This window comes from Candidatus Accumulibacter contiguus (genome assembly GCF_012940005.1).
Lineage (GTDB): Bacteria > Pseudomonadota > Gammaproteobacteria > Burkholderiales > Rhodocyclaceae > Accumulibacter > Accumulibacter contiguus.
This window is the reverse complement of the sequence record NZ_SPMX01000034.1, coordinates 1-23,551: the sequence shown is the minus strand read 5'-3', so window position 1 is coordinate 23,551 and position 23,551 is coordinate 1. Positions and strand designations below refer to the sequence as shown.

The window sequence follows — 23,551 nt, the reverse complement described above, 5'->3', positions numbered from 1 at the left end:
GACGCTGGCAAGCCTGATCGTTCGCCATGCGCCGCAACTCGATATCGCCACGGCGAGCGACGCCGATCGCCCCGGCGCGCTGCTCTGGCAGCGCGATTCGGACGAACGGCTGCGGATCGGCGTTGCCCTTGATCAGCCAGTATTGTACGTGCGCACCAGCCACGCGCACTTCTCTGGGCGCTGGCTGTTGCAACTGATATACACTGCATGGTTTGCGGCACGCCCACCGGCACATGCCTACGATGTCCTGGCCGGGCGGCTCGATGGTCTGCTGTGGCGAGTCACCCTGGCCGAAGACGGCAACCCCCTGGTTTACGACACGATTCACCCCTGTGGCTGCTATCACCTGTTCATCCCCACCGAGGGGGTGCGGGCGCGACCACAACCCGAGAGCATCGATGAGAGCCTGTTTTCTCCACAGACGCTGCACACCCCGGCGACGCACGAGCGCGTCGTGCTGAAACTCGCGGCTGGCACGCACTATCTGCAAGGGGTCGAAATCGACGCCGCGCGCCCGGACCAGCGCGTCGTCCTCGCGCTGCGCGACGACGACGAGTTGCGCACGCTCCCCCTGCCGGATGGCGGCACGCGCAGCGCCTTCGCTCCGGATGGGATGATCGCCGGCAGCGAGCGGCGCGAACGCTTCTACTTCTGGCCGATGGGCGTGCTCAGCGCCGGCCAGATGCGGCAATGGGGCCGGCACGCGACGGCTTTCGTCGGACGCCGCCATTTCGATGATGCGACCCTGATCGATCGCTACTTCGAGCGCCTGCCGTGAGGCAGCAGCCCGCCAGCGCCTGCCAGGCCCCGCCATGAAACTCCGCGTGGCCACCTACAATATTCACAAGGGCGTCACCGGCATCCGCGGGCGGCCGCGCATCCACGACGTACGCATGGCGCTGGACGCCATCGACGCCGACATCGTTTTTCTGCAGGAGGTGCAGGACCGCAACGAGCGGCTGGCTTCTCAGCCCGGCTACCCCCTGTCGGGTACGCAGCTCGACTTTCTCGCCACCGGCGCGTACGCGCACCGCGCCTACGGCATGAATGCCATTTATCCGCATGGCCACCACGGGAACGCCATCCTCTCGCGCCATCGGATCATCGACTTCACCAACCACGACATCTCCGACCATATCCTCGAAAAGCGCGGCCTTCTGCACGCCGTGGTGCGCTTCGGCCGCGGCAAGGGCCGCGAGGTACACCTGATCTGCGTCCATTTTGGCCTGATCAAGCGCAGCCGCCTGCGCCAGGCCACCTTTCTGGCCGACTTCGTGCAGCGCGAAGTGCCCGCCAAGGCGCCGTTGATCATTGCCGGTGATTTCAACGACTGGCAACAGCGGGTCGATGGCCTCTTGCGCGACCGGCTGGGTGTCGATGAAGTGGGCGGGGCAGCGGAGTCGGCCACTCCCGACCGCGGCGTCCTCGACTGGTTGCTGCCCTGGCGCACCGCCAGCGATACGCAGGCTGGCGTGGCACGCACCTTTCCGAGTTTTGCCCCGTGGCTGACGCTCGATCGCATCTACGTGCGTGGCTTCCAGATCCTCGAGATGCAGGTCCCCAAGGGCCTGGCCTGGGCCCGCTGCTCGGATCACGCGCCGCTGATTGCGGAACTCGAACTCTGACGACAGGCCATTGCGGCCAGTGGTACTCTCGCCTGGCGAAAGGAGAAGCACATGCCCGACCCAAAACCCTTGCCAGGCCTTTCCCTGCAATCAGCCAGCAAGCGGGCCGGAGAATTATCCTGATCTCGATGATCTCCCGGCAAATCCTTTTCGCCCTGATGCTGCTCGCGCCGCTGACGCACGCCCAGATCCCGCTCCCCGGCCTCAATTCCGGCGTGCCCAAGGCAGAGGCAGAGCTTGCGCCGGTCGACAGCGACCCGCGCAGCCGCGCCGAGACCCAACTCGCCGAAGCGCGTCGTCAACAGGAGGCGGGACAACTGCAGGAGGGCGGCACGACAGGCGTAGAGGGACTACCCATCAGCGATCGCCAACGTCTGCTCGATCGCCTCGTGCTGGCCTACAGCGAACGCCTGAAACTGCTCGAAGAACTGGAGAACCTCAAAAAATCCCCACCGGAAAAGGCCAGGCAACAGGTGCTGCTGGCCGAGTTCAGCGGCTCGCCGCCGTACTCGGCCCTGCGCGTCGATGCCCTGCGCGACGAATACGATGCCCTCCGGGAACGCCAGCAGAGTCTGGCTTCGACGGAGCGCGCGCTGGAGAAACTCAAGGTCGGTCGCATCGACGCGCAGCGGCGCGCCGGTGAAGCGGTCCGCCTGGCGGAGGACAAGCTCGCCCGCGCCAGTGCTCAGGAGGCCATCGACAAGGAGCGGCTGAGCCGGGAACTGGCTAGCCTGCGCCGGCAGTTGGCTGAAGCGGAACTGGCCAACATCGAGATTGGACTCGAAAGAATCCACATGGAGATCCAGGCTTCGCAGACGCTTGGCAGAGAAATCGAGCGTCTGCTGGCCAGGGTACTGCCCGAACAGCGCCTCGACAAGGAAGAACTGGAACAGCAGCAAGCACTGCTGCGCAAGGAGTTGAACACGCTGAACAGCGAAATCGATCGCATCGTTGCGGCCAACAGCCGCCTCGCCGCAGAACGTGAACGGCTGGTGAAAATCGTCGCAAAGGCCGGCAGCGAGGTTCCGGAAGCCCGACGGCTGCAGCTTCTCGACGCGAGACTGGAAACCGGTCGCGTCGTGCTGATCACCCTTCCCTGGCTGCAGACCATGGCCCAGGTGGCCAGCGACGCGTGGACGCAGCGTGCGCTCGCCCTGAATTCCCCGGACCCGGCCAGCCGCCAAGCGGTGATCTCGGCTTTGAGCCAGATCCGGGAGGACCTGGCCAGCCGCAGGCAGATCCTTGACGAACTGCAGCAGGCAGCACGCGTCGAGCTCAGGGAACGCGAGTCGCGTCTCGACGGCGCCACACTCGACGCCGAGGCCAAAGCGCAGGCATCGACCCTGCTCGATGTGCTGAAGGAGCGTGTCCTCGCCTACCAGCGCGTGGACCGCAGCGAAACCCGGATGCAGCTTCAACTGGAGCGCTGGCTCGACGATTTCGGCTTCCACGCCAAGACCGCCAGCCGGGACGACTGGAAACTCGGCGTCTTGCAGGTGGTGCAAACGCTGAAGCGGGTCTGGGATTTCGAGATGTTTGCCGTCGAGGATTCGACGCTCATCGACGGCAAGACGGTGACCGTCACCTACGGCGTCACCGTCGGCAAGAGCATCGGTGCGCTGATCCTGTTCCTGCTCGGCTACTGGCTGTTCTCGCTGCTCTCGCGCCACCTGCAGCAGCTGATGGTGCGTCGCTTCGGGGTCAACGAACAAATGGCCAGCGTCATGCGCCGCTGGGCGATGATTTCACTGGCGGTCGCGCTGATCATCTTCATTCTCAACCTGGCGCGCATTCCCTTGACCGTCTTCGCTTTCCTGGGCGGCGCGCTGGCGATCGGCATCGGTTTCGGTACCCAGACGATCATCAAGAACGTCATCAGCGGCATCATCATCCTCTTCGAACGCAAGATCCGCGTCGGCGACATCATCGCCCTTGGCGGCATGACCGGTCATGTCATCGCCGTCGACCTGCGGGCATCGACGGTGCGCGGCTTTGATGGCGTCGAAGCGCTGGTGCCGAATTCAAGTTTTCTCGAAAATCAGGTCGTCAACTGGACCTATTCGAACCCGCGCATCCGGCGCGAAATCAGGATCGGCGTGGCCTACGGATCGCCGGTCCGCGAGGCCTCCGAAATCATTGTCGGCTGCGCCAACGAGCACGCGCAGGTCCTGAAGGACCCGGCGCCCGAAGTATTTTTCGAGGACTTCGGTGACAACGCGCTGATGTTGTTATTGATGTTCTGGGTCGAGCTGGGGCCGCAACTGTCCGCCCGCCGGGTGGACAGTGACCTGCGCTATGCCATGGAGAAGCGTCTGGCCGCCGCTGGAATTGCGATTCCATTCCCGAAGCGCGATGTACATCTCGATTTGTCGGAGCCACTGCCGGTGCGAATCACGCACGCGGCCGCAACGCCCCCGGATTCCTCCTGCAGATCATGAATACACCGGTGTCCAGGTTTCCGTGATGTGCAATCGATCTTTTCGCTCCGGGAAAACACACCTCCAGCACGCGCATCGGTTCGCCACAATGGATTACATCCAGCGTAGAGCCGAACCGGCACTGCTTCCGCCGAAGGACGGGGCACCCCAGGTGATTGCCGAGGCACGTCCCGCTGGGCTTCCGCCCTCTGTCGCTTACCCGCAGCTCGCCTTCAGCCATGCCGGATCGGAGACCAGCCGGTTGCCCGTGCCTTGCCAGCGGACGATACGTTCATCGCGCTTGCGCTCCCAGTCGTCTACCCGGTAGGTTCTGGACCAGGCGCACATCAGTTGCCGGTCCTGGCGGCTCATGTGCAGGTCGTAAGTCTGGTACATGTAGAGCGTGATCCGCGCCGCTCGGCCACGCACTTCTTCGCGCGGCTGCACACGCTGCATCTTGAAATCGACGACGGTCTGACAGGCGCCGTACATCGTCGTGGCTTGCCTGGTCCAGGCGCTATAGGCGAAATTGCTGCGGTCGCCATTGACCTCGCCGACCGCCGGCACCAGATTGTTGAGATCACCCTCGGCGCGCTGGAAGACCGCATCGGTGTCGGTGCAGTGCTTGCGCCCGCCTTGCTGCCAGCATTGGCGCTGGTGACCCAGCACCCAGGCGGGAACCACGTGTTCCCACTCGATGCGAGCCGCTCGTGTCGGGTTCTTGCGCGGCTGGTAGCCGCAGCTTGCGAGCTGCACGACATGCCCGACATAGTGGCAACCGCAGTAGAAGTCATCCTCCATGCCGGCAAAAATTTTGGGCAGCACCTTCTTGGCGTTGGCAAAATCGCGGTGGCCGACCGCTGTCTGGTTGTTGACCAGTCTCGACGACGCGACGGACGTCGCGGGCCGCTTCGGCGCTGACGAACTCGGGGTTTTGGCGGCTGGCGGAGTCACCTGGCTGACGTGGCAGCCGGCCAGGAGGATGACGATCCACAGGCGTCTTGAACCTTGAGCCGGTTTCACCTCGACGTCAGACTTTGCAGGATCGGCTCCAGCCTGGCCTCGTCGAGCCGACCCAGGCGGCTACCCTGCAAGCGGCCGTCCGGGCCGATCACCAGCGTGTAGGGCAGGCCCTTGACCTGCAGGCCAGGCATCTGGCTGGCGGCTGGATCGGCGACCAGTAGCGGGTAGGCTACCGGCATGGCTTTGACGAAGGTCCGCATGTTCTCCACATCGTCGATGCCAATGCCGACAAACTGCACGCCCTGCGCCGCGTACTGGCGTTGCAGGCGAGAGAAAGCCGGCATTTCCTCGACACAGGGGGCGCACCAACTGGCCCAGTAATTGACCACCAGGATCTTGCCGCGCCACTGTGCGATCACCTGCGAGTGCCCGTCGAGATCGGGTAGCGTCAGGCCCATGACCGCGTCGGCCTGCGCCTGCGCCTGCTCCGGCGATAGTTGCAGTGACGAGATCTGGCCGGGGGGAAGGCCATTGGCCGGCAAACGGTTCGGCTCGATCAGGCGATAGCCGAACCAGCCGATCGTCGCCAGCGTCGCCACCGCGGCCGCTACCGCCAGCGCCAACGGCTGTTTCATCGTTCGCTGCGCTGCGACATCGCCTTGAGACAGACGACAACGAACATCAGCCCGCCGATCACCGCGATCAGGCCACCGAGACCCATCATTCCCATGCCGACCTTCTGCGGCAAGGTCGTCAGCAACTGGTCTGCACCAGCGACCTTGCGCTGCACGCCGTACCCCCCCCGACCATGCCAGACCGATTACGTGCAGCAACTGCCCGGCGCCATACACGTAGGGTTGCCAGACCGCCATGCGGCCCTCGGCGCGGCCGAAGCCGAGCATTGGCAGCAGCACATACGCGAGTCCCATGAAGGCCAGCGTCACGCCGACCGTCGAGCCGTGGTAATGCGCCGGGATGACGACGTTCACGCCCTGGATCAGGTAACCGAGCACCCCCCCGAGTGCAAACAGGGTGAAGGAAGCCAGCAGGGCGGACCTGGCAGGATTGGCCGGCACGTCACGCAGGCGCCACAGCGACCCGGCGCCGAGCAGGAGCAGCGGCCCCATGTAGGGGTGGCCCCAGAGCATCAGCTTGGCGAACAGCTCCATGTGCGACAGCGAGCCGACTGGCACCAGCAGATAGATGGCCGGCACGGCCAGTAGTGGCAGCGCCGCGACCAGGAACAGCACCGACACCGCGCGTGCCGAAACCTGCGATGGACGGTCGAGCTGCGCCGCGATCCACAGCCAGGCGACGACCATCAGCAGCGCATGCTGGAACTGCAGGGTGTGCCCGCCCCCCCAGAACAACACCTCGTAATAGATCAACCCCTCGACCCAGGGCACCAATGCCCAGGACCAGAAAAAGGCGCCCAGTGCCAGCAAGGCCGCGACGGCACCGAGGAATGCGCCGAGGCGCAGCGGCTCGGCGAGCAAGCGCTGCGGCCAGGTGGTGATCAGGGCACGCAGCACGGTCAGACTCAAGCTGGCAGCGAAGATCCAGATCGAGGCAAAGAAGAGCGGCTGCTGGAGTACCGGGATGTAGTTGTTGAGCACCGGTTCGGCGCCGGGAAAGAACGGCGAGAAGGTCATCAGCGCCGTTGCCAGCGCCGCCAGGCCGAAACCGCTCCAGCCGAGCCACGCCAGGCTGGCGGTACCGACAGCGCACCAGATCACTGCCGCAAAAGCCATGAACCAGACCGCTACCGACAGGTCGACATGTACCACCAGCGCTGCCCGGAACAGATCCTTCAGCGGAAAGACGTCCTGAATCCCCGGCGTCCGTGAGAGGACCAGCAGTACTGCCAGCAGACCCGAACCGATCAGCGCCATCACTCCCAAGAACAACCAGGCGCGCGCCAGACGGGTAGGGGTTCCCGGAGCGATCGCCGGCATCGCCGACGCCCGCGAAGAAACGGTCAAGACGTTCGAGTCCACTGCTGCCTCGCGCGATAAAAAAAAATCGATAGTATAAGGTGAGCTAGGGTGTGATTCAAAGCCCCCTGCTGCCGGCGATTGCCGCCGACAATGTATCGCTGGCCGACGTGCATCCGCATTGATCGAATACGGGTACACAAGGGGAACACGAAAGCCGGACAGGAAAAAGGCCACGTGAGAGAATGGCACAGATCAAGTTCGGCAAGATTTCCCTTCAGGGGCTTGCGCTTCCCCCCGCCGGCAAGCGGCTGACGGTCTACGATACCAAGGTGCCGAAGCTAGCCCTGCGAGTGACTCCGGCGGGAACAAAAACCTTCTATGTCGTCAAGCGGGCGGGCACAGAAATGGCTTGGGTGAAGCTGGGAGCCTTCCCTGAAATGACCGTTGAGAAGGCGCAAGCCGAAGCGGAGCGAATCCTGGGCGAGTTTGCCAGCGGGGCGAACCCGGCCGAGGCGCGGCGCACCTTCAAGGCTGAACCGACACTGACGAAGTTTTTCACCGAGTACGGCACCCGGCACGGCGAAAAAACTGGTGGTGTGGCGCGACATGCAGCAGCGATTCCGGGACTACCTGCAAAAGCCGCTTGGCGACCAGAAGCTGACGAGCATCACGCGGACGATGATTGCCCGTGCGCTTTCCGAGCTTGAGAAGGCTGGCAAGGCGCCGGCGACGGTCAAGCTTGTGCGGGCGCTGGCGTCTGGCATCTTCGGCAAGGCGATTGAATGGGGCTATCTCGAATCGAACCCGGCGCAGGGCGTCAAGGTGGCGGGCCGAACGGTAAGCCGTGACTGCGCCGACTGATCCAGTCCGGGGAGTTCGCTCGCGAAATCGCAACGACCGGACGCGGGTGGGTCGAGCACGACCTGACAACCGAGTTCTCGTGCTGGCTGGCCAAGCATCAGTACCGCGACCGCTACCTCAACCGACCGGAGAGGCTCTGGGACGATACCGGCAACGTGCGTGGGCTGGACGAGTACCTCAGCAGCCGCCATCCTGGCCGCCAAGCCGAGCCTCGCACGCGACAGCTTCGAACTGGGGGACCGCCTCGAAAGCGAGTTCTCCAGCCGCGGCGACATTGACCAGGACGACTTCCTCCGTTTCTTCCGCGAAGCCATCTGCCAGGGCGGCGAGGCGCCGGTTTTCCTGCTGGTGCTCGACGAACTGATCGACAAGGATCGCCTGCTGATGCGCGTGGCCATGGGCGGTTGCCAGGAGTATCGCCTGCAGACCAGGGAGAGTGCCGACTGGTTCGTCTACCAGCGCGCGGAGGAAGACGCCCTGCGCAGCGAGCCGGCCGCGTTCGAGAGCAGGATCCGGGAGCAGTTGATCCAGTTGGCCGGCGAACAGATCCGCAAGCTCGCCATTGCGCAGGGGGCCAGTCGCAAAATCCGTCGTCTCAAGGCCCATACCGACTCGGTCACGGCGCCCAAGGCGGAAAGCGACGTCCCGGTCTGGCTGCGCTCGGATCTCGACGGCACCCAGGCCAGGGAAGTACTGGCCGACGCCGCGCGCGCCGGAATCAACTCCGCGATCGTCTTCGCGCACGTCGCGCTGCCGCGCAAGGATGAGCTGGTGCGGGCGGTGATCACTCAGGCCGCCGCCGAAAGGACGCTGGGCCACTTTGGCGAACCGCAAACCCCCGAAGGCCAGGAAGCCCGCAACGCACTGAGCAAGCAGAAAGCCGACGCCGACCAGCGCGCAGGAACACTGCTCAGGGAAGCGCTCGAACAGGCGCAGGTGTCCAGGGCGGCGGCCAGATCGTGGAGCCGAGCGTGCAGCCGGTCACGCTACCCCGCCGCCTCCTGCGTTCGGAAGCGGATCTCGAGGCGTGGCTGGCGGAGGTGCGCAGCGCCGTCCTGGCGAAGCTCTCCAATGGCCCGGTGCAGTTGTAGAGTTTTGTCTTGCAACGCAACAAGTCATTTACTTTAATTGCTCCATGCTGCAATATCATCGAAATTTGTTTGCATCAGGACGCAACTCCATGGGACCAAACGTCACCGCCAATTTTTCCGCGAATTTTTCCGAACTCCAGCTTCGCCAACTCGACGCCGCACTCGACCGCTGGCGCAGCGCCGACCTGCCGGCCCGCCCTCCCTCCGGCTGGCTCAAGGCCATCCGGCAAGCGCTGGGCATGACGGCAACCCACCTCGCCCGCCGCCTGGGGGTGACCACCTCGACGCTCACCCGGCTGGAGCTCTCGGAAGCCGACGACACGATCAGCCTGGCGACCCTGCGCCGTGCCGCCGAGGCCCTTGGCTGCGAATTGCACTATGCCCTGGTACCCCGACAGCCGCTGGCGACGACGCTGGAGGAACGCGCCAGCCGCCTGGCGCAGCAGCAGATGGCCGCCATCAGCCACAGCATGGCGCTGGAGGCCCAGTCCACCTCGCGCGAACATCTCGAGGAACAGACCCGAGCGCTCGCCGAAAGCCTGCTCAAGGGCTCGCGCCGCGCCCTGTGGAAAGAGCGGGGGCAGTAGCCGCTGTGCCCGTCCATCTCGATACCCCGCCCGGCGCCACCCCGCTCGACCCGGACGAGCTGGCGAGCCTGCTTCCCCGCCACATCACGACGCAGGGTGAGTTGAACACAAGAACATCGGCGTCGACTGGCTCCGAATCGGCATCGAACTGCGACAACTGCTCGACGACGTGCGCTATCAGGTCGAACACGCCAGCCTGCCGCCGGACGAGATCGCCGTCCGCCTGCATCACCGCCTGGTCGCCATTCACCCGTTCGCCAATGGCAATGGGCGGCATGCGCGCCTGCTCGCCGATCTGCTGGTCGTGCGGCTGAGTCAACCCCGTTTCACCTGGGGCAGCCGCAACCTGGTCGATGCCGGTGCGACGCGGCAGGCCTACATCGCCGCCCTGCAAGCCGCCGACGCCCGCGATTACGCGCCCCTGCTCGCCTTTGCCCGCAGTTAGCACGAGAAGCCGACTCACCATGACGCAGACCCTTTCCCGCGAACATCGCCGCATCCTCGAAAACACCGCCGCGCAGGCCCGTTCGCAAGCCGAAGCCGGCGCCGAGAAAGTCTTGCAGGCCCTCGCCGCCGGCGCCCGGGAACCGCCGGCCCACGCCAGCGATGCCGAGAAAAAACTGCGCGTGCGCCTGCGTGCCCATGGCCGGGCACTGGGCGATCTGCTGCGCCCCGACGACACGCAAGCCATCGACCACCTCGTCACCGAGATCGCCTACGAGCACTGGCACCGCATGCTCTTCGCGCGCTTCCTCGCCGAGAGCGATCTGCTGATGCACCCGGACGGCTACCCGGTCAGCCTGGCCGACTGCAAGGAAGACGCCGAGAGCTTCAATCCCCCAGCCCGCAGCGAATGGGAAGTCGCCGGCCATTACGCCGCGCGCATGCTGCGCAACGTCTTCCGCCCCGACAGCCCAGCGCTGGCGCTGCAACTACCGCTGGAAACCGAACAGGCGCTCGAAGCCCTGCTCGCCAAGCTGCCCGCCAGCGTCTTCCGGGCCGACGACAGCCTGGGCTGGAGCTACCAGTTCTGGCAGGCGCCGAAGAAGGAAGCAGTGCAGCGGCAGATGAAGCAGGCCGGCACCAAGGTGGGGGCCGACGAACTGCCTGCGGTGACCCAGCTCTTCACCGAGCAGTACATGGTCGCCTTCCTGCTCGAAAACGCCCTCGGCGGCTGGTGGTACCGCCGCCACCCACGCATGAAGCTGCCCGTCGAGTTGCCGCTCACCCACGACATGGATTTCGATGTCGTCTCCGGCCTTGAGCTGCAAGGCTTCGATCACCGCGGCCGGCAGCCGGACGGCCAGGCTGTTTCCCCATTTGGCAACTTGCATGATGTTTCCTTCGATTGGAGATATACAGACTTCGATTGTATATCCTTCTTCTCCGGGGACCAGAGCTGCACCATCACCCGTGACGAGAAGAAGAATGTGTTGGAAAAGGCAAAGGCATGACTTTCGATCCGCAGCGCGCGCTCGAACTGCTTCGGATCGGCTCCGGCCGCGCGGATGCCTTTTTCCGCGAAGGTCAGCGCGAAGCGATCCAGCACGTCGTGGAAGGCCGTGGTCGTCTGCTGGTTGTGCAAAAAACCGGCTGGGGCAAGAGCTTCGTCTATTTCATTGCCACCAAGCTTCTGCGTGAGCAAGGCAGCGGCCCGGCGCTGCTGGTGTCACCGCTTCTGGCACTGATGCGCAACCAGATCGCCGCCGCCGAGCGCATGGGTGTTCGCGCGGCGACGATCAATTCGGACAATCAGGAGGATTGGACGCGCGTTGAAGCGGCCATCGATCGCGACGCGGTCGACATCCTGTTGATCTCTCCCGAGCGCCTGGCGAATGACCGTTTTCAGTCGCAGGTGTTGGGCCGGGTCGCTGGCAGGATCTCCCTGCTGGTGATCGACGAGGCACACTGCATTTCCGACTGGGGCCATGATTTCCGCCCGCACTACCGCTTGCTGGAGCGCGTCGTGCGCAACCTGCCCCCCAATCTCCGACTGTTGGCGACGACAGCCACGGCCAACAATCGCGTCATGGATGATCTGAAGGCCGTCTTGGGTCCCAACCTGGCAGTATCACGCGGCGACCTCAATCGGCCGTCGCTGGCCCTGCAAACCATTCGCTTGCCGACGCAGGCCGAGCGTCTGGCCTGGCTTGCGCAGCAACTTCATACGCTGGCTGGGCATGGAATTGTCTATACGCTGACGGTGCGCGATGCGGCTACCGTCAGCGAGTGGCTCCAGTCCCGTGGACTCAAGGTCGAGGCCTATACGGGCGAATCCGGTGACCGCCGAGTTGAACTGGAGCAGGCGCTGCTGAACAATGAGGTGAAGGCGCTCGTCGCCACCACCGCCCTCGGTATGGGGTTCGACAAACCCGACCTCGCGTTCGTCATTCACTACCAGACGCCTGGGTCGGTGGTGGCCTATTACCAGCAGGTGGGGCGAGCTGGGCGTGCTCTCGATGCAGCATACGGCGTACTGCTCAGTGGCGAGGAAGAAACCGACATTACCGACTATTTCATCGAAAGCGCTTTTCCGACGGAACGGGAAGTTGGGGCTGTCATCGCGGCGCTGGAAGATGCCCCTGGTGGTCTTTCGGTGCCGGAACTCCTTGGCCGTTTGAACATCAGCAAGGGGCGCATCGAAAAGACGATCTCCTTGCTTTCCCTGGAATCGCCGGCGCCGATCGCCAAGCAGGGAAGCAAGTGGCAACTGACGATTTCCGAGCTCGGCCCTGGGTTCTGGGAACGTGCCAGGCGATTGACGGCATTGCGCCGATCGGAACAAGCGCAGATGCAGGAGTACGTGAACCTGTCGGCAGACCACATGGCCTTTCTGATTCGGGCGCTCGACGGCAATGCCAACGACGTTCGTCCGCCCGCTTTGCCCCCACTGTCGTCGGATATCGACGAAGCTCTGGTGCGAGAGGCGGTGGCCTTTCTGCGCCAAACAAGCCTTCCAATAGAGCCTCGCAAGATGTGGCCAGCGGGCGGAATGCCGCACTACCGCGTCAGGGGCACCATTCCGGAGACGTTGCGAGCGCAACCGGGTAAAGCCCTGTGCATGTGGGGCGACGCTGGCTGGGGCGGTTTGGTTCGCCTTGGCAAGTACCAGCATCATCGCTTTCCTGACGACCTGGTGGGTGCCTGTGTCACATTGATCAGACAATGGAATCCTGGACCGTTTCCTCGGTGGGTGACCGCTGTCCCTTCGTTGCGACATCCCGGCCTCGTCCCTGATTTTGCCGCGCGGCTGGCGGATGCCTTGCGGCTCCCATTCGAGATGGTCTTGGTCAAGACAGATGCCCGGCCAGAGCAGAAAACCATGGCAAACAGCACTCAGCAGGCGAGAAACATCGACGGTTCATTGGAAATTCGAGAGTCATCCATTCCGCCTGGTCCGGTCTTGCTGGTCGATGACATGGTCGATTCGCGCTGGACACTGACTGTCTCGGCCTGGCTGCTGCGACGGCACGGCAGCGGAGTCGTTTGGCCGCTGACCCTGAGTCAAACAGGACACGATGCATGACTAATGTTCTTTCCAACAATACGCAGGCGATTCTGCTGCTCACCGCGCCCCTGATTGCCGGACGCAGCGAGCAAACCCGGGAACTATTGACGCCCTCCGAATACAAGCGGCTGGCCAGGCATCTCCACCAGTTGTCCAAGGAACCCGCCGATCTGCTTGCTTCTGACGCTGACGAAATCCTTCGGCAGAGCCAGGCCGTGGTCGACGCCGCGCGTTTGAAGTGGCTTCTGGGTCGGGGCTTTGCTCTGAGTCAGGCCATTGATCGTTGGCAGGCCAGGGGGATTTGGGTGGTGAGCCGTGCGGACTCAAATTACCCACAACGCTTGCGAGATCGCTTGCGCGAAGACCGCCCGGCCGTGTTGTATGGTTGCGGCGAGCGCTCGATTCTGGAGTGTGGCGGTCTTGCCGTGGTCGGTTCGCGCGACGTGGATGACGCACTGGTCGAGTACACCGAGTCCATTGGCCGGCTGACCGCGAAGGCGCGGAAGACGCTGGTGTCTGGCGGCGCGCGCGGCATCGACCAGGCGGCGATGCGGGGTGCTCTCGAAGCGGGCGGAACGGTTTCCGGCGTCCTGGCCGATGGTCTCGAGAAGTCGGTGATGAACCGCGACCACCGCAGGCTGCTGATGGATGGCCAACTCGTCCTGGTTTCGCCCTATGACCCGGGCGCAGGGTTCAATGTCGGCAATGCGATGCAGAGAAACAAGCTCATCTATGCACTCGCCGACGCCGCGCTGGTGGTCAATTCCGATTTCGAGAAGGGAGGTACCTGGGCTGGCGCCGTCGAGCAACTCGGCAAGCTCAAGTTCGTGCCGGTGTTTGTTCGATCGACAGGGAGCGCAAGCACGGCCCTCACCGCTCTGCTCAACAAAGGCGCATTCCCTTGGCCAAACCCCGAAGATGCGGACGGCCTGGTCGAGGCGTTGGCAGTCGCACCATCGACAACCCGGGCATCGGCGCTGCCATCCCAACTGACGCTCGCGGCTGACGACGACCCATCGACGGATGCGACGGATGCACCAGTATCGCCCGTCGTCCCGCCGGCACCGGTGGTCCTGTCGACAACACCGATGCCCGAGTCGCCGGAGGTCGAGATGGCCGTCGCAACGCCTGCAGCTTCACCGCAGCCGGCCGAGAGAGATCCTGCCGATGATCTGCATGACGCTGCGAAGCAAGCGATTCTGTCTGTACTGAAGGCGCCCAAGACGATCGGCGAGCTGGTCGACGCGCTGCGCATCACGGAAGGCCAGCTCAGATTATGGCTTGGCACTCTGGTTGCAGAGGGAGCGATCCGAAAGACCCGGAAGAAAGGCGTTCTGTACGAGCTGCCGACTGCCGATCTGATCGACCTCTGCTCTGCGGCCGACGCGAATGATCGATCTGGCGCTCAGACATGAAGACCGTAAGCGTCCAGCCCCTCCACCTGTAAAACCCGCGAGAGAAGGAGCAGCCTCCAGGTTTTCGACAGGAGGAAGAGATGGACAAGGCTGGGGAACTGGAAGCGCACTGGCGAGGGCATGTAGACGCCTGGCGGGCGAGCGGCGTCAGCCAGAAGGAACAAAGACGCGCTTGCGGGCGTCGGCTTCCGCGCTGTACCCTTCCGGGGTACGTCGATACCCTTGCGTCCGTCCCAGTTCAATCAAGATATACAGCTTTAAATCACTACCGTAGATCGCGCACGAGGCGACGTCGGCGACGCAACTTGGCCAGAGGGGGGAGGGCATGGAACATAGAGGCGCTACGCCACGCGTTTTCATCAGCTACAGCCACGACACGAACGCCCACAGGGAGGGCGTTCTCCGCCTGTCGCAAAGGCTGCGGAAGGAGGGGATCGAAACCCGCCTCGATCAGTATGTGAACGGCACCCCGGCGGAGAAGTGGCCACGTTGGATGCTGAACCAGATCGACTGGGCGGAGTTCATCCTGTTGGTCTGCACCGAGACCTACTATCGCCGCTTCCGAGGCCACGAGGAGCCTGGCAAGGGCAAAGGGGCCGACTGGGAGGGCGCGGTCATCACCCAAGAGCTCTACGACGCCCGCAGCGCCACCATCAGGTTCGTGCCTGTGCTGTTCGACGCGATCGACGAGCGCTTCATCCCTGAGCCGGTGCGCGGCCATACCTTCTATGTGTTGAACACGGAGCAGGCTTACCAGGATCTCTACGACTTTCTGCTCGGTCAGGCGGGCGTCGAACCCGCTCCTGTCGGAATACCAAGGCGGAAATCGCGCAGGAGCGCCAAGCCGCTCGTCTCTGGAGCCCAGGTTGATAGCGGTGCAAGGGCGGGTGCTGGCCCGCCGCCGCTGACCGAACTGCAGAAACTGCTCAAGAGTTACCTGCAGGAAAACTGGCCGACCTTGAGCACGCGGCAGGAATTCACGCGCGCCGACCTGTTCCTGGATCTGGAGACGGCGACGCCGCTCAGCCCCGAGCGCGTGTTCGCCATCGTGTGCGACAGGCCCGCTCTCGAGGTTCTGCTGGGCGCCCGGGAATTTTTCGAAGCCAGAGCCGCGAGAGGTTTCTCCGCCGCAGCGGCGGTCTCCGAGGCCGACGGCATCGTCTGCAGCGCCATCGTCCGTTGCGCGCTGGTCGCCGCCGAGCGTTACGTCAGGGCCAAGGTCGCTGCCGATGCGCATCGCGATCACGACCCCGTGAGGAGTTCCGAGCATCTGGTTGCCTGCATCGAGGCAGCAGTCCGGCTGGGATTTGGACTCTGTTTCTCGGCCGGGAGCCCGCAGCCCGAGAACGTCTTCCGCCTCGTCCATCCGGTTCCCGAACCTGGCGTGCCGGGCGAAGAAGGCGTGGCGCTCTCGGCGGCTGAACTGCTGGCAACGATCGAGCGGCGCGAGTTGCAGACAGGTCAGGAGTATGACCCGGACTACCTGCGCACCTTCATTCGACGTCGCGCCCGTAAGCTGGGTGCGGCGCTGGTGGTGAGCACGGATGCCGCGGGCCGCTTCGAGAGTGCGGAAAAGCGGGCGGAACTTCTGAAAGATTTGCAGGAGCAGTTCGAACTCCGGACTTTCTTCCAGCAGCGGGCCGACGACGCGATGCCGCTCTGGGCAAGACAAATGCAGGACAGCCTGCTGCATGCGCTCGGTCCGATTTTTGATTTCTCGCGCTCTTCAACTGACCGACAGGCAAACCGATGACCGCAACCGCTGTCCCCAATTCTCCGTTTGCCACGCTGCAGCCCGGCGCCGTCCAGGAACTCCGGGAATCTCCGGCGCAGGCGCGCGCGTGGCATCAGTGGTCGGCGGCCGAAATCGACGCGCTGACGCTGGCCTACGCGGCGCGCCGGCCGCTGCTCGTGCGTGGCGAGCCGGGTACCGGCAAGACGCAGCTCGCGCGCGCCGCTGCCGAGGCCCTCGGCTGGCGCCTGCACGCCGAAACGATCCACCCGCGCTTCGAGCCGCCCGAGCTGCTGGCGCGTTTCGACGCCGTTCGCCGGCTCGCCGACGCGCAGGCCGGCGCAAGCGCCGAGCTTGCCGACCTGACGCGCTACTGGCGGCCCGGCGTGCTCTGGAAAGCCTTCGGCTGGGAGTCGGCGCAGCCCTTCCTGGCCGCCGACGAGCGCAGCATCGATCCGGCGGTGCCGGCCGGGCACGTCGTCCTGATCGACGAGATCGACAAGGCCGACAGCGACCTGCCGAACAGCCTGCTCGAAGTCCTGGCGCAACGCAGCTTCCGCGTCGACCCCCTGGCGCAGCCGATCGGCGGCCCGAATGCGAAGCCGCCGCTGATCGTCATCACCACCAACGAGGAGCGCGAGCTGCCGGCGGCTTTCCTGCGCCGCTGCATCGTCCTGACGCAGCAGCCGGACCCCGGAATGAGCTATCGCGACTGGCTCGTCAGACGCGGTGCCGCACACTTCGCGGAGCTGCCCCCGGAACTGCCCACGGCCAGTCCGCGACGCGCCGAGCTGATCGCTGCCGTGATCCTCGAGAAAGCGGCCGAGCAACTGGTCAGCGACCGGCAGCAGGTCAGCCACCTCAACCTGCCGCCGCCCGGCCTTGCCGAATACCTCGACCTGCTCTACGCGCTGCACGAACTCTTTCCGGGACAGAGCGGCGCGCAGCAGCAGTGGCTCGGCCGCCTCTCGGCGTACGGCTATCTCAAGCACGGAGTCGTTGCCGGCCAGTCGGGGCTGTCGCAGACGCGAGCGCCGATCGACGGCCTTGCCGAGTCGCCGGCGGAGCGCGGCTGAATGATTAATGTGAAAGTCGCGTCAGCGACTCACGAATCTCCCCTCCCCACTTGTGGGGGAGGGGTCGGGGGAGAGGGAAACGGTCATGACTTTCATGATCAGGGGTGTTTTGCAAAGTCATGACCGTTAGTCGCGGCTTCGCCGGCCGCGCCGACCTGCTGCGCGCGGCCGTCGCCGCCCAGGGCGCGCAACCGCCCGGCAGCAAGGAGGCGATCAAAGCCACCCTCGCTCCGCTCGCCAGCCTCCTCGGCCTGCATCCGCAGCCGGAGCCGGAGCCGGAGCAGCGAAGCGATCTGCCGGCCGGCGAACGTCAACAGCCAGCGGCCGACGCCGGCAGCGCCGGGCCGCGTCAGACTTCCGCCGCAAACGTCGAGCGCCGGCCGCCCCTCTCGGCGGCGCACTTCGCGCTCGTCGAGTACGCCGTCGATGCCGCGGAGACACCGCCCAGGAACGAGCCGCTGCTGCCGCTGACGCGTCTCGACTGCCAGCCGCGGCGATCCGGCAACGCGCCGCATTCGCCGCTGGTCGGCCGCACGCGCCTGTGGCCGGCGTTGCAGCGCGCGCTGGCGTCGCCACGGCGCGGCCCGCTCGACGTGCCGGCATTGGTCGGCGAGCTGTCGCTATTGCGCTCGCCGCAGCGCCTGCCGCGGCGACTGCTGCGCCGCTGGGGGGGCGAGATGGACGTCGTCGTCGATCTCGCGCACCGGCTCGTTCCGTACGACGCCGACTATCGCCAGTTGCTGGATGAAGTCCGCCGGCGGCACGGCCAGGGCGGGCTGCGGCTGTGGGTCGTCGATGACTCGCCATTCGCCGCGCGCGCCGTCGCTTCGCCGGGCCACGCGACCCCGCCTGGCGCCGGGCCGATTCCCTTGCCGCCGCCGGCGACGCGGGTGCTGATCCTCGGCGACCTCGGGCTGCTCGCCGGCGACCCGGCGCGCGCCGCGGCCTGGCAGGAGTTCACGCGCCGCCTCGCCGAACACGGCGCGCTGCCGGTCGCCTGGCTGCCGATGTCGCCGGCGCTGGTGCCTGCCGAAGCGCTGCGTTACACCGAGGTGCACTGCCTCGACGGCGCACACGGGCTGCGTGCCTTGCGCGCGCGCAACGCCGGCACGGCGGCGCAGCCGGTCTCGCCAGCCGTCGCCCCGGTGGCGCCGCCAGCGGCCGAACCGCCGGACTCTGTGGCGGCGCCACACCCGCTGCTGCCGGCGTTGCTGACGCGGCTGGCCTGCTGCGTTCGTGTCGAACCCGGATTGCTGCGCGCCTTGCGCCGCCTCGGCGCCGAAACCGCCGCCGAGCCCGGCCTCGAGGCGATCGTCTGGTCGTACGCGCCGGTGGTCGCTGCCGGCAACCGCTTCTGCGAGCTCACTCCGGCCTACGTCGCCGATTACCGCGATCGCTTCTGCGCGCTTGCCGCCGCCGAGCAGCAGGAAATCCTGCGCCGGATTCTCGACGCGCACGCCTGGCGCGGTCGCTCGACCGAAAGCGCCGAACTGCTGATCTGGCAAGCGCATGCCCGGAAGCAAGCGCTCAGCGACGAATTCATCGCCCGGCTCGCCGAGGCGCGCGACTGGTTCGCACGCTTCGGCGCCGGCGGCAGATCGGCGGTCGGCGATGCCGCCGGCTACGCCGGCGATCTCTTCCACCGCCACGGCGGCGACCGCGCCTGGATCGCGGCGAACTCGTCGCTGCTGGCGCCGATCTGGGCGCTGGCGGGTGTCGACGACATCCCCGCCGGACTGCAGCCGGCCGACGTCGCCGCTGCCCGCCGGCGCGGTGGCGCAGACGCCGTCGCCAGCGCGTGGCGATTGCGGCAGCAGGACGATCGCTTCGTTCTGCTGCCCGACCGCGGCGCGGCGGGTCGCTGGCCCGTGCTGACGCTCGAGGGCGGCGCCGTCTGCGGCCTGCGCACCGATGCCGGCTGGCGACAGCGATGGATCGAGCCGCGCACGGCACCGCTGACGCTGCCGATTGCACACGCCGCGCAGTTCTCCGAGATCGCCATCCATAGCGGCCGCCGCCATTATCGCCTGGCTCGTCTGCAGCGCCCGCCGTGGGCCAAGGAACTGGCGCGCGACGGGCATGGCCTCTATCTCGATGTCGACTTCGCGGGCGCCGTGCAGCGTTTCCGCTGGATCGAACCCGGCGAGTTCTGGATGGGTTCGCCGGCCGACGAGCCCGAACGACAGGAACGCGAAGGGCCGCGCCATCGCGTGCGCTTGACCAAAGGCTTCTGGCTTGCCGACACCGCGTGCACGCAGGCGCTGTGGCTGGCAGTGATGGGCGGCAAGAACCCGAGCCGCTTCCAGGGTGACGCGCGCAACCCGGTCGAGGGCGTGTCGTGGGATGACGTGACGGATTTCCTGCAACGTGTTCCTTCGCTCGTTCCGGGAATCGTTGCGGAACTGCCGACCGAGGCCGAGTGGGAGTATGCGTGCCGGGCCGGAAGCGAAACGCCGTTCCATTTCGGCGCGACGATCACTCCGGAGCAGGCCAATTACGATGGCAACTCCTCTTATGCAGGCGGCAGGAAAGGCGAATACCGGCAGAAGACCGTGCCGGTGAAGTCCTTTGCGCCGAACGGCTGGGGCCTGTACGAGATGCACGGCAACGTATGGGAGTGGTGCGCCGACGGAATGCGGACTTACGACGGCAACGACCAGGAGAATCCGCGCGGCCCCGAGGGCGATGCCACCCGCGTCGTGCGCGGCGGCTCCTGGAACTTCGTGGCCGGGTGGCTTCGCTCTGCTTCCCGCTTCGAGTGGCCCCGCGACTACCGCTACGAGTCCCTGGGGTTTCGCTTTGCCCTGAGGTCCACCAGTCTGGAGCAGGTTGCGGGCGCGGAGCGCCTGCAGCAGGACTTCAAGCCGGAGGGGCCGGAGGCCCCGCAGGGTGCGGCGTCCCCGGAGGGGCCGCCGGGTTTGGCTGCCTTCCCGGGACGGGAAGGCAGCGCGGCCGCTGCGGCGGATGCCGAAGCGGCCGCAAGTGGCTTCGGGAAGCTGCGCCAGAAGATCACCTCCTGGCTGAAGGGGCCAGGGAAGGAAACCAAGAGCTGAAAAAGGAGAGAGATCAGCGATGTACCTGCGTTTTTTCGCCATCCCCGCCTGCGACCCCTTGGCGGCCGAGGCCGAACTCAATCACCTGCTCGCCGCGAGCCGCGTGCTCGCCGTTGAGCGGCATTTCGTCGCCAACGGCGAGGCGTCGTTCTGGGCGGTCTGCGTCCGCATCGCCGGTGGCCCGGGTCCCTTGCCGGAAGCGCTGAAGGCCGAGCAGGGAAGTGCTCGCCGGGTCGATTATCGCGAAGTGCTCAGCGAAGCCGATTTTGCCGTCTTCGCCCGGCTGCGCGAACTGCGCAAGAGCATCGCCGAGGCCGAGGGGGTTCCGCAATACGCGGTGTTCACCAATGAACACCTGGCCAGCATGGTGCGCGGCAAGGTGAAGACCGTCGAGGCGCTCGCCAGGATCGACGGCGTTGGTCCGGGGCGAGTCGACCGCTATGCCGCACGCTTTCTCGCGCTGCTGCAGCAAGCGCTGGCACCGGGTTGAACGAGTCGCATGCAACGTCAGGCCATTACCCTCGCCGCGCTCGCCGACCGGAACAATCTCGAGCTTGCCACCTGGAAAGCGGCGCGCGGCAAGAGCAGCCGCCCGGCGGTGGCGCGCTTTCTTGGCCAGCTCGACGAGAACCTCGACCAGCTCGCGGCCGACATCCTGTCCGAGCGTTCGCCGCAGGGCCGCGCCATCCAGTTCACCATCCACGACCCGAAGCGGCGGACGATTCACGCAGCGTGTTTTGCCGACCGCGTGCTGCACCACGCGATTCTCAATCTTGCCGAGCCACGCCTGGAGCGGATGCTGGTCGATGGCTGTTACGCCTGCCGGCGTGGCAAGGGTGTCCATTCGGCGGTGGCCGCGGTGCAGCAGACCTTGCGGGCGTATCCGTGGTTCGTTCAGGTCGACATCGACGCCTATTTTGCATCGATCCGCCACGACCTGTTGCTCGAACTGATCGCCCGGCGCTTCAAGGGCGAGCCCTTCCTGCGCCTGCTGGCGCGCATCCTGGCGAGTGGCGCGACGGGTGGAGCCGGTGTCGGCCTGCCGATCGGCGCGCTGACCTCGCAGCACTTTGCCAATGCCTTTCTCGACAGCGCCGACCGCTTGTTGCTCAGGCAGCCGGGTTGCGGCGGGCTGGTGCGCTACATGGACGACATCGTCTGGGGCTGCGCCAGCCGACAGGCGGCCGAGGAGAGCGTCGCGACGCTCGCGGCGCATCTTTCAATCGAGCGGGCGCTGCGCCTCAAGCCGCGGCGGCGCATCGCGCGTTCGGCGGAGGGGACGCAGTTCTGCGGCTTTCGTATCCGCCAGGGCGTCGTCCTCGCCAGCCGGCGCAAGCTGGCGCGCTTTCGCGCCGCGCTGCAGCGGATCGAGCGCGTCGCGGCGACGGGCAGGGTGGCGGAAGCCGACCTGCAGCGCGCCGCCGAACTCGCTCTGGCGACGCTCGACGGCTGCCAGAGTCTCGGCTTTCGCCAGCGGCTGCTGGCGGCGCACCGACTTGAGCTATAGTGAGGCAGGGATGTCGGTCACTGTAAAGGAAAGCCACCCGCGTCGTGCGCGGCGGCTCGTGGAACAACGAGGCCAGGAGGCTTCGCTCTGCTTACCGCAACGAGAGGCACCGCGACAACCGCAACGAGAACCAGGGGTTTCGCTTTGCCCTGAGCTCGATGGAGCCAACGGCATGGACTTGCCGAAAACCATGGACCAGACGCGACGTCCTGCCGTCACGGCTTGCCGTGCCGGCGAACCGCAAGGCGCCCGGGGCGCCGGTAGGCGAGAACGGCGGATGCCGGCGCCGACAGCCCCCCGGGTCGCCGACTCCGCGTACCGCCCCGCTGCCCGATGAACCGCGACGCTCTCGTTGCCGGCACGCCTTTTCCGTTCGAAGACGAGCGGCGGCCGCCAGAGCTGCCGCCCGCCGGCGCGATCGCCTGGGGCGACGACGCCTACGGGCTGTGGATCGACGTCGAGTTCGCCGGCGTCGTGCAGCGCTTCCGCTGGATCGAACCCGGTGAGTTCTGGATGGGGTCCCCGGACGACGAGCCCGAACGAGAGAAGGACGAAGGCCCGCGCCACCGCGTGCGCTTGAGCGCCGGCTTCTGGCTCGCCGACACGACGTGCACGCAGGCGCTGTGGATGGCGGTGATGGGCGGGGAGAATCCGAGCGGTTTTCGGGACGATGCACGCAACCCGGTCGAGAACGTCTCGTGGGATGACGTGAGCGGCGCCGACGGCTTCCTGCAGCGTGTCGCGGTGCGGTTGCCGGGTGTGGTTGCGGAATTGCCGACCGAGGCAGAATGGGAGTACGCGTGCCGGGCCGGCAGCGAAACGCCGTTCCATTTCGGCGCGACAATCAGTCCGGCCCAGGCGAATTACGACGGGAACTACCCCTATGCAGGCGGCGAGAAAGGCGAGTACCGGCAGAAGACCGTGCCAGTGAAGTCGTTTTCGCCCAACGACTGGGGTCTGTACGAGATGCATGGCAACGTCTGGGAGTGGTGCGCCGACGGGCTCCGCGACTACGTTGACGAGACGCGCGAGGATCCGCGTGGCCCGGAGGGCGAGGTGGCCACCCGCGTCGTGCGCGGCGGCTCGTGGGCCGACGAGGCCAGGTGGCTTCGCTCTGCTTCCCGCTTCGGGTGGCTCCGCGACCTCCGCTACGAGTCCCGGGGGTTTCGCTTTGCCCTGAGGTCCACCCGCCAGGAACAGGAAGCAGGCGCGGAGCGCCTGCCTGAGGCAAGCGGGGTCACGCGGGACGCGTGACCCCGCTGGTGTCGTTTTTCCGGCGGATTCCGGGCTTGCCGCAGCCGATGATGGTTGAGTTTCATGATCGGGGATGCCTGCAACAGTCATGACCCTTAATGTGAAAGTCGCGTCAGCGACTCACGAATCTCCCCTCTCCACTCGCGGGAGAGCAACTGTGTTCGCAGTCAAGCGCTTTTAGGCGCATTTTGCATGCTCTGGATTCCACGGAATACCCGATTTGACTATGGCGTTCATGATCGTCAGCATCTTGTGCATGCAAGCGACCAGCGCGACTTTTTTTGAGTTTTCCGTTAGCAAGCAAACGTTCATAAAAGGTCTTGATGACGGGGTTGTAACGTATGGCACTTAAGGCCGCCATGTATAAAGCGGTACGGACCGTCGCTCGACCACCCCAGGTGATGCGCTTACCCTTGTGGCGACCACTGTCCGCGTTTAATGGAGCGACTCCGACCAACTTGCCAATCTGCGCATGGGTGAGTTGGCCCAACTCAGGCAATGCCCCCATCAGACTCGCTTGCGTAC

17 protein-coding genes and 4 pseudogenes are annotated in these 23,551 nt (G+C 65.7%); 17 read left to right on the top strand and 4 right to left on the bottom strand.

Features of this window, described 5'->3' with window-relative positions; genetic code table 11:
• The 3 genes and pseudogenes from E4Q08_RS12740 to E4Q08_RS12730 form a co-directional block, all read left to right on the top strand.
• Nucleotides 1-778 (top strand): annotated as a pseudogene (locus tag E4Q08_RS12740) (hypothetical protein); the annotation flags it as partial.
• Between the two features lie 34 nt (nucleotides 779-812).
• Nucleotides 813-1,625 carry an endonuclease/exonuclease/phosphatase family protein gene (locus E4Q08_RS12735; RefSeq protein WP_169070656.1) on the top strand — a complete coding sequence of 271 codons (813 nt, stop codon included), beginning with the start codon at nucleotides 813-815 and terminating at the stop codon, nucleotides 1,623-1,625.
• Nucleotides 1,626-1,753: 128 nt separating this feature from the next.
• Nucleotides 1,754-4,063, top strand: coding sequence for a mechanosensitive ion channel domain-containing protein (locus E4Q08_RS12730; protein WP_169070655.1), 2,310 nt, complete (start codon nucleotides 1,754-1,756; stop codon nucleotides 4,061-4,063).
• Between the two features lie 195 nt (nucleotides 4,064-4,258).
• On the opposite strand, the gene E4Q08_RS12725 is transcribed toward E4Q08_RS12730, so the two are convergent.
• Nucleotides 4,259-5,065, bottom strand: coding sequence for an endonuclease (locus tag E4Q08_RS12725; protein ID WP_169070654.1), 807 nt, complete (start codon nucleotides 5,063-5,065; stop codon nucleotides 4,259-4,261).
• Nucleotides 5,062-7,002 carry a redoxin domain-containing protein gene (locus E4Q08_RS12720; protein WP_169070653.1) on the bottom strand — a complete coding sequence of 647 codons (1,941 nt, stop codon included), beginning with the start codon at nucleotides 7,000-7,002 and terminating at the stop codon, nucleotides 5,062-5,064. The genes E4Q08_RS12725 and E4Q08_RS12720 overlap by 4 nt, the downstream gene beginning before the upstream one ends.
• A 182-nt stretch (nucleotides 7,003-7,184) precedes the next feature.
• Between E4Q08_RS12720 and E4Q08_RS24805 the strand changes: the two genes are divergently transcribed.
• The 5 genes and pseudogenes from E4Q08_RS24805 to E4Q08_RS12700 form a co-directional block, all read left to right on the top strand.
• Nucleotides 7,185-7,649: an Arm DNA-binding domain-containing protein gene (locus tag E4Q08_RS24805; RefSeq protein ID WP_248594888.1), complete on the top strand. Its 465-nt coding sequence runs from the start codon at nucleotides 7,185-7,187 to the stop codon at nucleotides 7,647-7,649.
• The gene (locus tag E4Q08_RS24800) at nucleotides 7,549-7,803 is read left to right on the top strand and encodes a phage integrase central domain-containing protein (RefSeq protein WP_372703666.1); all 255 of its coding nucleotides are present in this window, start codon (nucleotides 7,549-7,551) and stop codon (nucleotides 7,801-7,803) included. The genes E4Q08_RS24805 and E4Q08_RS24800 overlap by 101 nt, the downstream gene beginning before the upstream one ends.
• A 159-nt stretch (nucleotides 7,804-7,962) precedes the next feature.
• On the top strand, nucleotides 7,963-8,931 hold the full coding sequence (locus E4Q08_RS12710) for a hypothetical protein (RefSeq protein ID WP_169070652.1): 969 nt from the start codon (nucleotides 7,963-7,965) through the stop codon (nucleotides 8,929-8,931).
• Between the two features lie 52 nt (nucleotides 8,932-8,983).
• Nucleotides 8,984-9,481 carry a mobile mystery protein A gene (locus E4Q08_RS12705; protein ID WP_034910757.1) on the top strand — a complete coding sequence of 166 codons (498 nt, stop codon included), beginning with the start codon at nucleotides 8,984-8,986 and terminating at the stop codon, nucleotides 9,479-9,481.
• Nucleotides 9,482-9,590: 109 nt separating this feature from the next.
• Nucleotides 9,591-9,926: pseudogene (locus E4Q08_RS12700) on the top strand (mobile mystery protein B); the annotation flags it as partial.
• A 766-nt stretch (nucleotides 9,927-10,692) separates the two neighbouring features.
• On the opposite strand, the pseudogene E4Q08_RS12695 reads toward E4Q08_RS12700, so the two are convergent.
• Nucleotides 10,693-10,815, bottom strand: a pseudogene (locus tag E4Q08_RS12695) (AbrB/MazE/SpoVT family DNA-binding domain-containing protein); the annotation flags it as partial.
• A gap of 116 nt (nucleotides 10,816-10,931) precedes the next feature.
• Between E4Q08_RS12695 and E4Q08_RS12690 the strand changes: the two are divergent.
• The 9 genes from E4Q08_RS12690 (at nucleotide 10,932) to E4Q08_RS12655 (ending at nucleotide 23,026) form a co-directional block, all read left to right on the top strand.
• The gene (locus E4Q08_RS12690) at nucleotides 10,932-13,007 is read left to right on the top strand and encodes a RecQ family ATP-dependent DNA helicase (protein ID WP_169070651.1); all 2,076 of its coding nucleotides are present in this window, start codon (nucleotides 10,932-10,934) and stop codon (nucleotides 13,005-13,007) included.
• Nucleotides 13,004-14,404, top strand: coding sequence for a DNA-processing protein DprA (locus E4Q08_RS12685; protein ID WP_169070650.1), 1,401 nt, complete (start codon nucleotides 13,004-13,006; stop codon nucleotides 14,402-14,404). Before E4Q08_RS12690 ends, E4Q08_RS12685 begins: the two co-directional genes overlap by 4 nt.
• Nucleotides 14,405-14,729: 325 nt before the next feature.
• Entirely contained in the window at nucleotides 14,730-16,157 is a 1,428-nt protein-coding gene (locus E4Q08_RS12680) for an SEFIR domain-containing protein (protein ID WP_169070649.1), read from the top strand.
• The gene (locus tag E4Q08_RS12675) at nucleotides 16,154-17,212 is read left to right on the top strand and encodes an AAA family ATPase (protein ID WP_169070648.1); all 1,059 of its coding nucleotides are present in this window, start codon (nucleotides 16,154-16,156) and stop codon (nucleotides 17,210-17,212) included. The genes E4Q08_RS12680 and E4Q08_RS12675 overlap by 4 nt, the downstream gene beginning before the upstream one ends.
• Before the next feature lie 104 nt (nucleotides 17,213-17,316).
• Nucleotides 17,317-20,265 (top strand): SUMF1/EgtB/PvdO family nonheme iron enzyme, encoded by a 2,949-nt coding sequence (locus E4Q08_RS12670; protein WP_308240132.1) that lies wholly within the window; start codon nucleotides 17,317-17,319, stop codon nucleotides 20,263-20,265.
• Nucleotides 20,266-20,284: 19 nt separating this feature from the next.
• Nucleotides 20,285-20,755: an HRDC domain-containing protein gene (locus E4Q08_RS12665; RefSeq protein ID WP_169070647.1), complete on the top strand. Its 471-nt coding sequence runs from the start codon at nucleotides 20,285-20,287 to the stop codon at nucleotides 20,753-20,755.
• Between the two features lie 9 nt (nucleotides 20,756-20,764).
• Complete coding sequence (locus E4Q08_RS12660; RefSeq protein WP_169070646.1) at nucleotides 20,765-21,772, top strand: reverse transcriptase/maturase family protein; 1,008 nt, start codon at nucleotides 20,765-20,767, stop codon at nucleotides 21,770-21,772.
• A gap of 44 nt (nucleotides 21,773-21,816) precedes the next feature.
• Nucleotides 21,817-22,278, top strand: a complete 462-nt coding sequence (locus E4Q08_RS26495; protein WP_505438020.1) for a hypothetical protein — start codon at nucleotides 21,817-21,819, stop codon at nucleotides 22,276-22,278.
• On the top strand, nucleotides 22,172-23,026 hold the full coding sequence (locus tag E4Q08_RS12655; protein WP_505438021.1) for a formylglycine-generating enzyme family protein: 855 nt from the start codon (nucleotides 22,172-22,174) through the stop codon (nucleotides 23,024-23,026). Before E4Q08_RS26495 ends, E4Q08_RS12655 begins: the two co-directional genes overlap by 107 nt.
• Before the next feature lie 177 nt (nucleotides 23,027-23,203).
• Here E4Q08_RS12655 and E4Q08_RS12650 read toward each other — a convergent pair.
• Nucleotides 23,204-23,551: pseudogene (locus E4Q08_RS12650) on the bottom strand (transposase); the annotation flags it as partial.